11 protein-coding genes and 2 pseudogenes are annotated in these 10282 nt (G+C 66.9%); 7 read left to right on the top strand and 6 right to left on the bottom strand.

Annotation, left to right across the window (positions count from 1 at the left end; translation table 11 throughout):
* A pseudogene (locus tag ADL12_RS57000) lies at positions 1-126 on the top strand (MarR family transcriptional regulator); the annotation flags it as partial.
* A gap of 9 nt (positions 127-135) precedes the next feature.
* Positions 136-588 carry a GNAT family N-acetyltransferase gene (locus ADL12_RS31350; protein ID WP_062707936.1) on the top strand — a complete coding sequence of 151 codons (453 nt, stop codon included), beginning with the start codon at positions 136-138 and terminating at the stop codon, positions 586-588.
* Between the two features lie 47 nt (positions 589-635).
* Here ADL12_RS31350 and ADL12_RS31345 read toward each other — a convergent pair whose 3' ends face one another.
* A complete protein-coding gene (locus ADL12_RS31345; protein ID WP_062707933.1) occupies positions 636-2027 on the bottom strand; it encodes a serine hydrolase domain-containing protein in 1392 nt (463 codons plus the stop codon).
* Between the two features lie 295 nt (positions 2028-2322).
* On the opposite strand from ADL12_RS31345, the gene ADL12_RS31340 reads away from it, so the two are divergent.
* Complete coding sequence (locus ADL12_RS31340) at positions 2323-2886, top strand: dihydrofolate reductase family protein (RefSeq protein WP_062707928.1); 564 nt, start codon at positions 2323-2325, stop codon at positions 2884-2886.
* A gap of 37 nt (positions 2887-2923) precedes the next feature.
* Positions 2924-3061 (top strand): annotated as a pseudogene (locus tag ADL12_RS56995) (AraC family transcriptional regulator); the annotation flags it as partial.
* Between the two features lie 116 nt (positions 3062-3177).
* On the opposite strand, the gene dnaB reads toward ADL12_RS56995, so the two are convergent.
* The gene (gene dnaB, locus ADL12_RS31335; protein WP_062707925.1) at positions 3178-4656 is read right to left on the bottom strand and encodes a replicative DNA helicase; all 1479 of its coding nucleotides are present in this window, start codon (positions 4654-4656) and stop codon (positions 3178-3180) included.
* Positions 4657-5116: 460 nt separating this feature from the next.
* Between dnaB and ADL12_RS31330 the strand changes: the two genes are divergently transcribed.
* Positions 5117-6454, top strand: coding sequence for an MATE family efflux transporter (locus tag ADL12_RS31330; protein ID WP_062707942.1), 1338 nt, complete (start codon positions 5117-5119; stop codon positions 6452-6454).
* A 120-nt stretch (positions 6455-6574) separates the two neighbouring features.
* On the opposite strand, the gene rplI is transcribed toward ADL12_RS31330, so the two are convergent.
* The 4 genes from rplI to rpsF all read right to left on the bottom strand — a co-directional run bounded on the left by rplI (position 6575) and on the right by rpsF (position 8305).
* Entirely contained in the window at positions 6575-7021 is a 447-nt protein-coding gene (rplI, locus tag ADL12_RS31325; protein ID WP_062707922.1) for a 50S ribosomal protein L9, read from the bottom strand.
* 18 nt (positions 7022-7039) lie between these two features.
* Positions 7040-7276, bottom strand: coding sequence for a 30S ribosomal protein S18 (rpsR, locus tag ADL12_RS31320; protein ID WP_003949403.1), 237 nt, complete (start codon positions 7274-7276; stop codon positions 7040-7042).
* A gap of 57 nt (positions 7277-7333) precedes the next feature.
* On the bottom strand, positions 7334-7936 hold the full coding sequence (locus tag ADL12_RS31315; RefSeq protein WP_062707919.1) for a single-stranded DNA-binding protein: 603 nt from the start codon (positions 7934-7936) through the stop codon (positions 7334-7336).
* Between the two features lie 78 nt (positions 7937-8014).
* Complete coding sequence (rpsF, locus tag ADL12_RS31310) at positions 8015-8305, bottom strand: 30S ribosomal protein S6 (protein ID WP_005482942.1); 291 nt, start codon at positions 8303-8305, stop codon at positions 8015-8017.
* A gap of 263 nt (positions 8306-8568) precedes the next feature.
* On the opposite strand from rpsF, the gene ADL12_RS31305 reads away from it, so the two are divergent.
* Both ADL12_RS31305 and femX read left to right on the top strand, forming a co-directional pair.
* Complete coding sequence (locus tag ADL12_RS31305; protein ID WP_062707911.1) at positions 8569-8880, top strand: hypothetical protein; 312 nt, start codon at positions 8569-8571, stop codon at positions 8878-8880.
* Positions 8881-9098: 218 nt separating this feature from the next.
* Positions 9099-10217 (top strand): peptidoglycan bridge formation glycyltransferase FemX, encoded by a 1119-nt coding sequence (gene femX / locus ADL12_RS31300; RefSeq protein WP_062707908.1) that lies wholly within the window; start codon positions 9099-9101, stop codon positions 10215-10217.
* Positions 10218-10282 lie beyond the last annotated feature (65 nt).

The following is a 10282-nucleotide window of genomic DNA, read 5'->3' as shown; positions in this document are numbered from 1 at the left end:
AAACTCCTCGAAGAAGCACGGCCGACCAACGACACAGCCCTGCGCAACGCCCTCGACGAGGCCGCGAAAAATCCCGAACTGGCCCCGCTGGTCCGGGCCATGGAGACACTCCCGGCACCGGCATAAGCTGCGAGCATGGGAGATCTTGAAATACGAGCCGCCGTCGCCGACGACATCCCCACGATCGTCGGCATGCTCGCGGACGACCCGCTGGGCGCCCAGCGCGAGTCACCAGACGATCTGACGCCTTACCTGGCCGCGCTCGAGCGCCTCAGCAGCGACCCGAACCAGCACCTGATCGTCGCGGTCCGTGAGGACCGCGTCGTCGGCACACTCCAGCTCACGATCATTCCCGGGCTGTCCCGCAGGGGCGCGACCCGCTCCATCATCGAAAGCGTGCGCATCCACGCCGCCGAGCGCGGCAACGGCCTCGGCACGCAGCTCATCGAGTGGGCGGTCGCCGAATCCCGGCGCCAGAACTGCCAGCTGGTACAGCTGACCTCTGACAACACCCGTACGGACGCTCATCGCTTCTATGAGCGGCTCGGTTTCACAGCCTCGCACGTGGGCTTCAAGCTCCCGCTGTGACACGACGAAGCGCCTGTTTCACGTGAAACAGGCGCTTCGCAGGACAGTCAGAACGAGCCGGTCCCCCGCCACCCGTCGGGATCCACGCCGCCCGGCACGGCAGCCCCCTCGTCGTACGGCTGACGCGTGAAGACGAACGACCCGAGGTCCAGATGGTCCACGGTTCCATCGAGGCGCCGTACGGCCTTCAGCAGCTCGCCTGCGTAGTAGCCCTCCAAGCCCGTCCATGTGCCGTCACCGTTGGCCCGGAACCGGGAACGGCGGCCCTTGCCGGACAACGGCTCCAACGAGACCAGCCCGTCGGCCGTCAGCCGCAGGCCGAAGGCATGGGTTCCCCAGTACCACTGTCCCGCCAACTCCAATGCCGCTGATTCGACCTCGGGCATCGGACGCCACGGCTCGGGGATGCGGGGCTCGGCCTCGGCGACGATGCGAACCAGGTCAGCGGCAACGCTGAACAGCAGTGGGCCAGAAGTGCAGTTGGCCAGGACGACGACTGCAAGATCGTCCTCCACGCTGGCGGTGAGGCAGGCGAGGAAGCCCGGCAGGGAGCCGGAGTGTCCAACCAGAGTCCTGCCGTCCTGGTGCCGCACCTCCAGGCCCAGGCAGTACGCATAGCCGCTCGCCACGTCCGCCGTCTCCGGCGGAGCCGCCGGCGTCCTCATCTCCCCCAGCGACTCAGCACCCAGCACACGGTTGTCGCCCTGGACCAGAAAGGCCGCGAACCTCGCCAGGTCGCTGGTCGTCGACCACAGTTGGCCAGCCGACGCCATCAGACCGAGGTCTTCGACGGGTTCGGGAAGCATGACGTCGGCCCAGGGATGCACGGCCCAGCCTCCCGCATGGGGCGCATGCGGTCGCGTACTCGTACGGTTCAGACCCAGGGGTTCGAGCACTTCGCGCCGGAGTACGTCCTCCCAGGAAGCCCCCCGCAGCTTCTCGACCAGCGCGCCCAGCAACGTGTAGCCCGGGTTCGAGTAATGGAATCGGCGGCCGCCCGGATGCAGGAAAGGCTGCTCACCCAAGATGTCGGAGAGACTGGTCCGCAGTGACGCCGGACTCCGTTCCCACCAGGGTCCCGGCGTCTCGGCCGCCAACCCACTCGTGTGCGCGAGCAGTTCGGCGATGGTGGCCTCCCCCGCGCCCGTGCCCGGCAGATGCTTCTCCAGCGGATCACCGAGGTCGAGCAGACCCTCGTCACGCAGGCGCAGGACGAGAACGGCCGTGAAGGTCTTGGTGATCGAGCCGATGCGGTACTGCACATTCTCGTCCGGCGCGTGCCCGTCCATCGAGGTACGCGAGCCGTGCCACACAGCCCGGCCGTCCCGTACGACAGCGGCGACCAGCGAAGGCGCACGCCCTTCGGCCTGGGCCACGGCGATGCGGTGCAGCAGCGCCCGGCGCGTGGCGGGGAGCAGCTCTTCCTGAGATGTCGTCATGCGCCCAGTTCACCCCGGTGGACTCTCGCGAGTCGAGCGCATATCCCCGGGTGAGGTTGTAGGGTCTCGCCGCCGATGACATGTCGATCTTCTGTGACCTGCTGGTTCTCCGTTGTCTCACCGCGATGTCACCCAAGATCAGTCTCAGATCGAGGCCATTTCCTCGGCGGAACAATGAGTCTGCGGCTGAGCCACCGAGCACGAGGACTACATACGAGCTCAGATCGCGCACCGATGAGTTTCCCGCGCCGCGCCGGTCTGTACGCGTGAGACCGACTCACGGAAGGCTGGCGCCATGCGGAAACTGATCTACGGCATGAACCTGACCCTGGACGGCTACATCGCCGCGCCCGGCGACGACATCGGCTGGAGCGTGCCGAGCGACGAGCTGTTCCAGTTTTGGTCCGACCAGTTGCAGGCGACCGACCTGTCGCTGTACGGGCGCAAGCTGTGGCAGACGATGAGCTCCTACTGGCCGACCGGCGACCAGCAGCCCAACGCCACCCCGGCGGAGATCGAGTTCGCGCGCCGCTGGCGGGACATGTCGAAGGTGGTGTTCTCCTCGACAATCGACAAGGTCGACTGGAACACCCGCCTGGTCACCGGCGACGCGGTCGCCGAGATCACCCGGCTGAAGGCCGAGGACGGCGGCCCGATGGACATCGGCGGCGCGACGCTCGCCGGGGCGGCCATGCGGGCCGGGCTGATTGACGAGTACGTGCTGGCCACCGCGCCGGTCCTGGTGGGCGGCGGCACACCGTTCTTCACCGCGATGGACAGCTGGGTGAACCTGAACCTGGTGGAGACGCGGACGCTTCCCTGCGGCGTGATCCTGACCAGGTACGAGACGAGGCGCTGAGCGCCCGTCCGGGAGTCACGGGCCATCTGCTCCGCGGGTGACACCGGAGGAGCTGGCTCGGTTGCGCCGCGCACACGACCTCATGGACCGCGAGTACGCCGAACCGCTCGACGTGCCCGCGACGGTGCGGGCCGCCCTGATGCCGCCCTCACACTTCACCCGCCAGTTCCCCGCCACCGGAAAGGATGAAAGCTCCGACCAGGGAGTCTCACAACGTCGGCATAAGTGCCACCGTTGCGCCATCACGGCTGAGACTGTGCCACGAAATCTGAGACCCTACAGTGCGACGGATCAGGTCTGCGCCATGTCCACGAAGCGCGAGTAGTGCCCCTGGAAGGCGACCGTGATCGTCGCCGTCGGGCCGTTACGGTGCTTGCCCACGATGATGTCCGCCTCGCCCGCGCGGGGCGACTCCTTCTCGTAGGCGTCCTCACGGTGCAGCAGGATCACCATGTCGGCGTCCTGCTCGATGGAGCCGGACTCACGCAGGTCGGACACCATCGGCTTCTTGTCCGTGCGCTGTTCGGGTCCACGGTTGAGCTGCGAGAGCGCGATCACCGGGACCTCCAGCTCCTTGGCCAAAAGCTTGAGGTTACGGGACATGTCCGAGACCTCCTGCTGACGGCTCTCGGAACGCTTCGAACCACCGGACTGCATCAGCTGCAGATAGTCGATGATCACGAGCTTGATGTCGTTGCGCTGCTTCAGCCGACGGCACTTCGCACGGATCTCCATCATCGACAGGTTCGGTGAGTCGTCGATGTACAGCGGCGCCGCCGAAACCTCGGGCATTCGCCGCGCCAGGCGTGTCCAGTCCTCGTCCGTCATGGTGCCGGAACGCATGTGGTGCAGGGCCACGCGCGCCTCGGCCGAGAGCAGACGCATCGCGATCTCGTTACGCCCCATTTCCAGGGAGAAGATGACGCTCGCCAGGTTGTGCTTGATCGACGCCGCCCGTGCGAAGTCCAGCGCAAGCGTGGACTTACCCATGGCGGGACGTGCCGCGATGACGATCATCTGGCCCGGGTGCAAGCCATTGGTGAGCGAGTCGAGGTCGGTGAACCCCGTGGGCACGCCGGTCATCTCACCGGTGCGCGAGCCGATCGCCTCGATCTCGTCGAGCGCGCCCTCCATGATGTCGCCGAGCGGCAGATAGTCCTCGCTGGTGCGCTGCTCGGTGACCGCGTAGATCTCGGCCTGAGCGCGGTTGACGATCTCGTCGACGTCGTCGTCGGCCGCGTATCCCATCTGCGTGATGCGGGTGCCGGCCTCGACCAGGCGGCGCAGTACGGCACGCTCATGGACGATCTCCGCGTAGTACTCCGCGTTCGCCGCCGTCGGCACCGTCTGGACGAGCGTGTGGAGATACGACGCACCGCCGACCTTGTTGATCTCACCGCGCTTGGTGAGTTCAGCGGCGATGGTGATGGGGTCGGCCGGCTCGCCCTTGGCATAGACGTCGAGGATCGCCTGGAAGATCGTCTCGTGCGCGGGCTTGTAGAAGTCGTGGCCCTTGATGACCTCGACGACATCGGCGATGGCGTCCTTCGACAGGAGCATGCCGCCGAGGACGGACTGCTCGGCGTCGAGGTCCTGCGGCGGCACCCGCTCGAAGGCCGAACCACCGCCGTCCCACTCGCCGCTCTCCCGGCCGCGATCATGCTGCTCGTCGCGTCCCCGGCCACCGTCGCCGCGTCGGCGGGAGGCAGGCAGACGATCACTTGGACGCCTGTCGGCCCACGGGTCGTCCAAGGGCTCGGAAATGCTCAACCGAGCCACCTCCTCCCGTCCGCCGAGCGGACCTCGCCGTGCCCCTTAGTTCTACGGCACGCCACTGACAAATAAGAGGCCCAACTCCGGTTCTGGCTCGCCGGTTTTGTGAGGATTTCACAGTCGGCGGACGGAGCGGGCGCCGGACCACGGTAGGCCCGCGGGCACCGTCAGCCAATCTGGTTATCCACAGGCCATGTGGACGACGGCCCGGATGCTGTGGAGAACTCCACAAAACCTGTGCACGACACGGTGGACAGCCCTGTGAACAAGCCCTCGCAGAATTCCGGGCACCGGTGCTGACCTGCACATTTACCGTCCACCGGCTGTGCAGAAGAAAAACTTCCCCAGTCGGACCAAGATCGCTTCGAACGGTACACAGAAGCACACGCCGCGAGACAGCCCGTAAGGGTCACTAACTGATTGCATCTCTTACCTGTGGACGATTAGATTGGTGGCCATGACACAGGCTCCCGCGACTCCTACGGCCACCCGGCGACAGCACGACCGAGAGATCGTCGCACTCGCCGTCCCGGCCTTCGGCGCACTGGTCGCCGAGCCCCTCTTCGTCATGGCCGACAGCGCGATCATCGGCCATCTCGGCACCGCACAGCTGGCCGGACTCGGGGTCGCCTCGGCTCTCCTCATGACAGGCGTCAGTGTCTTCGTCTTCCTCGCCTACGCCACCACGGCGGCCGTTGCCCGACGCCTCGGCGCGGGAGACCTCCAAGCCGCCATCCGCCAGGGCATGGACGGCATCTGGCTGGCCCTCCTCCTCGGTGCCGCCGTCATTGCAGGCGTCCTGCCGACCGCACCGTACCTCGTGGAACTTTTCGGCGCCTCGGACACAGCAGCTCCCCACGCGACCACCTATCTGCGGATCTCGGCACTCGGCATACCGGCCATGCTCGTCGTTCTCGCCGCCACAGGCGTTCTACGCGGGCTGCAGGACACCAAGACGCCGCTCTACGTCGCCATCGCAGGCTTCGTCGCCAACGCTGCCCTGAACGCGGGCCTCGTCTACGGTGCCGACCTCGGCATCGCGGGCTCTGCCTGGGGCACCGTCATCGCCCAGTGCGGCATGGCCGCGGCCTATCTCGTGGTCGTCGTCCGCGGGGCCCGCAAGCACGGTGCCTCCCTGCGCCCCAACGCGGCCGGGATAAAGGCCTCTGCACAGGCCGGAGTTCCCCTGCTGGTCCGCACCCTCTCGCTGCGGGCGATTCTGATGATCGCCACGGCCGTCGCGGCCCGCCTCGGGGACTCCGACATCGCAGCGCACCAGATCATCCTGTCGCTGTGGAGCCTGCTCGCTTTCGCGCTGGACGCCATTGCCATCGCCGGCCAGGCCATCATCGGGCGGTATCTCGGTGCCGGCGACGCCGAGGGCGCCCGGGCCGCCTGCCGCCGCATGGTGGAGTGGGGCATCGCAGCCGGTGTCGTACTCGGTCTGCTCGTGGTGATCGCCCGACCGCTCTTCCTGCCACTGTTCACCAGTGACACGGTCGTCAAGGAAACAGCGCTGCCCGCCCTGCTCATGGTGGCGCTCTCCCAGCCGATCTGCGGCGTCGTCTTCATCCTGGACGGCGTCCTGATGGGGGCGGGTGACGGCCCCTACCTCGCCTGGGCCATGGTGCTCACCCTGGCGGTGTTCACCCCGGTGGCGCTGCTCGTCCCCGCTTTCGGCGGCGGCCTGACCGCAGTCTGGGCGGCCATGACGCTGATGATGACGGTGCGCATGCTGACGCTCTGGGCGCGTACCCGCTCGGGCCGCTGGATCGTCACCGGCGCGACGCGTTGAATGTTTCACGTGAAACACGCTGTTTCACGTGAAACGGACCGGATCCGCTCTCTGTACAGCGAAGGGCCGTACCCCACCGGGTACGGCCCCTCATTCAGCTGTTGCAGCCGAACGCAGCGATCAGGCCGCGACGACCTCGATGTTGACCTTGGCGGCAACCTCGGGGTGCAGACGCACGGACGTCTCGTGGGCGCCCAGGGTCTTGATCGGCGCACCAAGCTCGATGCGGCGCTTGTCGACCTCGGGGCCACCGGAAGCCTTGATCGCGGAAGCGATGTCGGCCGGGGTGACGGAACCGAAGAGACGACCGGCGTCGCCCGAGCGGACAGCCAGACGGACCTTGACAGCCTCGAGCTGGCCCTTGATCTGGTTGGCCTGCTCGATGGTCTGGATCTCGTGAATCTTGCGAGCGCGACGAATCTGCTCGACGTCCTTCTCGCCGCCCTTGGTCCAACGGATCGCGAAGTTCCGCGGGATCAGGTAGTTGCGAGCGTAACCGTCCTTGACGTCGACGACGTCGCCCGCGGCACCGAGGCCGGAGACCTCGTGGGTGAGGATGATCTTCATGTGTCGGTCACCCTTCCCTTATCGCGCGGTGGAGGTGTAGGGCAGCAGCGCCATCTCACGGCTGTTCTTGACGGCCGTGGCGACGTCACGCTGGTGCTGCGTGCAGTTGCCGGTCACGCGGCGGGCACGGATCTTGCCGCGGTCGGAAATGAACTTCCGCAGCATGTTCGTGTCCTTGTAGTCCACGTACGTGACCTTGTCCTTGCAGAAAGCGCAGACCTTCTTCTTAGGCTTGCGCACAGGCGGCTTCGCCATGGTGTTTCTCCTGTGTGATCAAGAAGTTTGGGTACGACCCGCCCTCCGGCCCAAGGCCTAGAAGGGGGGTTCGTCCGAGTAGCCGCCGCCGGCGCCACCGCCGGAGCTTCCACCCCAGCCGCCGCCACCGCCGCCGCCCTGCTGGCCACCGGCAGGAGCGCCGGTCGCCCACGGGTCGTCGGCGGGAGCGCCGCCGCCCTGCTGACCGCCGCCGGAGCCACCGCCCCAGCCGCCGCCACCCTGGCCGCCGCCGCCGCCACCGCCGCCGTAACCACCCTGGCCACCGCGAGCGCCACCGGCGGTCTTGGTGACCTTGGCCGTGGCGTTCCGCAGGCTGGCGCCGACTTCCTCGACGTCCAGCTCGTAGACCGTGCGCTTGACGCCCTCACGGTCCTCGTAGGACCGCTGCTTCAGCCGGCCCTGCACGATGACGCGCATGCCTCGCTGGAGCGACTCGGCGACGTTCTCCGCCGCCTGACGCCAGACCGAGCAGGTGAGGAAGAGGCTCTCGCCGTCCTTCCACTCGTTCGTCTGGCGGTCGAAGGTGCGGGGAGTGGACGCGACACGGAACTTCGCGACCGCCGCACCGGAGGGGGTGAAGCGCAGCTCGGGGTCATCGACAAGATTGCCGACGACCGTGATGACGGTCTCGCCTGCCATGGGGGAACCTCTCGGCGGGTTTGCTGCTGGCTGCTAGTGCTGCTACTCGAAATCCCGAGATCAGCTGAGCGGGAGAGCTCAGTGGGTCTCGGGGCGGAGGACCTTGGTCCGGAGGACCGACTCGTTCAGGTTCATCTGGCGGTCGAGCTCCTTGACGACCGCAGGCTCGGCCTGCAGGTCGATGACCGAGTAGATGCCCTCGGGCTTCTTCTTGATCTCGTACGAGAGACGACGACGGCCCCAGGTGTCGACCTTCTCGACCTTGCCGTTGCCCTCACGGACGACGGAGAGGAAGTTCTCGATCAGGGGGGCGACAGCGCGCTCCTCCAGATCGGGGTCGAGGATGACCATCACCTCGTAGTGACGCATGTGGAACCCACCTCCTTTGGACTCAGCGGCCACGGTCGTTCCGTGGCAGGAGGGTTGTGATGCGTACGCAACGGTATCGGCCGCCACTGACAATCGGGGGTGACCTCGCGGTCTCCCCGAGCTGGCCCGGGCAGACACCGGTGCAGACGGTACACAGTACCCGCACACCGGCGTCCGGTTGAAATCCGGCCGCCGTCACCGACAATCTGTACACATCGGGTGTGTATGGCGCTACGTGCGCCGCCTTCCGCAGGAGGTGCCCTATGGCACAAGCAATGCGACCCAATACCGTCGGAGGCCTCTTCGCCACGGACGGAAAGCCCCACCCCCTCCAGGACACCCTGCTCGCGGTGACCCTGGTGCTGGGCATCACGGCCTTCGTCACGGCGATGTTCCACAACCTGCACCTGCTCAGCTCCTGGACCGGTCTGGTGGGGATCCTCACCGGCGCGTACGGGCAGTGGATCTCGGAGACGACCCGCGAGCGCTTCGGGCTGATCATCGGCCTCGGCGCCTCGGCGGTCGGCTTCTTCCTCGGCATGGCGCACGGCGGCCTTTTCGGCGGGGTCTTCTGACGCCAGGGCACCGTCCTCCCAAGCACCGGCCTCGGAGACTGCCCTCCGAACACCGGTAGAACAGCGCATAGAACACCACCGAACGCCTCGGCAGCCCACAGGGCCGGGGCGAAGGTTCCATACGCCCAGTCGGGGCGCTCCCAAGGCGCAGTAGGCTTCGGCGCGAGAGCCGGAGCCCCTGTACCCATGGGGACACACCAGCCCGAGGAGCGCCCCGAATGAGCCTGACCCTGAGGACGATCAGTCGCGAGCAGCATCTGGCATACATCCAGAGCCTGCCGTCGGCGAGCCACATGCAGGTTCCGGCCTGGGCGGACGTCAAGGCGGAGTGGCGCTCGGAGAGCCTCGGCTGGTTCGACAAGAGCGGCGAACTCGTGGGCGCGGGTCTCGTCCTCTACCGGCAGCTGCCCAAGATCAAGCGCTATCTCGCCTATCTGCCCGAGGGCCCGGTCATCAACTGGTTCGCGCCGAATCTGACCGACTGGCTGGAACCGATGCTCGCGCATCTCAAGAACCAGGGTGCCTTCTCCGTGAAGATGGGCCCGCCGGTGATCATCCGACGCTGGGAGGCCACCTCCATCAAGGCCGGCATCCAGAACCCGGACGTGAAGCGGCTGCGGGACATCGAGGCCGACTTCATCGAGCCGCGGGCCTTCGAGGTCGCCGACAAGCTGCGCCGCATGGGCTGGCAGCAGGGTGAGGACGGGGGCGCCGGCTTCGGCGACGTACAGCCCCGCTACGTCTACCAGGTGCCGCTGGCGAACCGCTCCCTGGAAGAGGTCCACAAGAACTTCAACCAGCTGTGGCGCCGCAACATCAAGAAGGCCGAGAAGGCCGGCGTCGAGGTCGTCCAGGGTGGCTACCAGGACCTCGAGGAATGGCAGCGGCTGTACGAGATCACGGCCGTGCGCGACCACTTCCGGCCGCGTCCGCTGTCGTACTTCCAGCGCATGTGGACGGCTCTCAACACTGAGGACCCCAACCGCATGCGGCTGTACTTCGCCCGCCACAACGGTGTGAACCTGTCGGCGGCGACGATGCTGATCGTCGGCGGACACGTCTGGTACTCCTACGGCGCCTCCGACAACATCGGCCGTGAGGTCCGGCCCTCGAACGCGATGCAGTGGCGGATGCTGCGTGACGCCTACGCGCTCGGCGCGACCGTCTACGACCTGCGCGGCATCTCCGACTCGCTGGACGAGACCGACCACCTCTTCGGCCTGATCCAGTTCAAGGTGGGCACGGGCGGACAGGCCGCCGAGTACCTCGGGGAGTGGGACTTCCCGCTGAACAAGTTGCTCCACAAGGCGCTCGACATCTACATGTCGCGTCGCTGACCTTGCGTTCTCTGCTTCGATACCGTCAACAGCTGCACCGTCGATAGCTTCCATACCTCTGATAC

The sequence above is a fragment of the Streptomyces regalis genome (genome assembly GCF_001509475.1).
GTDB classification, from domain to species: domain Bacteria; phylum Actinomycetota; class Actinomycetes; order Streptomycetales; family Streptomycetaceae; genus Streptomyces; species Streptomyces regalis.
This window is presented reverse-complemented; position numbering and strand designations above follow the sequence as displayed.

What these genes read in the sequence shown, in the direction of transcription:
- rpsR (WP_003949403.1), bottom strand. Translation starts at nt 7,276, where the DNA reads ATGGCGAAGCCGCCTGTGCGCAAGCCTAAGAAGAAGGTCTGCGCTTTC.
- ADL12_RS31345 (WP_062707933.1), bottom strand. Translation starts at nt 2,027, where the DNA reads ATGACGACATCTCAGGAAGAGCTGCTCCCCGCCACGCGCCGGGCGCTG.
- ADL12_RS31340 (WP_062707928.1), top strand. Translation starts at nt 2,323, where the DNA reads ATGCGGAAACTGATCTACGGCATGAACCTGACCCTGGACGGCTACATC.
- ADL12_RS31350 (WP_062707936.1), top strand. Translation starts at nt 136, where the DNA reads ATGGGAGATCTTGAAATACGAGCCGCCGTCGCCGACGACATCCCCACG.
- femX (WP_062707908.1), top strand. Translation starts at nt 9,099, where the DNA reads ATGAGCCTGACCCTGAGGACGATCAGTCGCGAGCAGCATCTGGCATAC.
- ADL12_RS31330 (WP_062707942.1), top strand. Translation starts at nt 5,117, where the DNA reads ATGACACAGGCTCCCGCGACTCCTACGGCCACCCGGCGACAGCACGAC.
- rplI (WP_062707922.1), bottom strand. Translation starts at nt 7,021, where the DNA reads ATGAAGATCATCCTCACCCACGAGGTCTCCGGCCTCGGTGCCGCGGGC.
- rpsF (WP_005482942.1), bottom strand. Translation starts at nt 8,305, where the DNA reads ATGCGTCACTACGAGGTGATGGTCATCCTCGACCCCGATCTGGAGGAG.
- ADL12_RS31305 (WP_062707911.1), top strand. Translation starts at nt 8,569, where the DNA reads ATGGCACAAGCAATGCGACCCAATACCGTCGGAGGCCTCTTCGCCACG.
- ADL12_RS31315 (WP_062707919.1), bottom strand. Translation starts at nt 7,936, where the DNA reads ATGGCAGGCGAGACCGTCATCACGGTCGTCGGCAATCTTGTCGATGAC.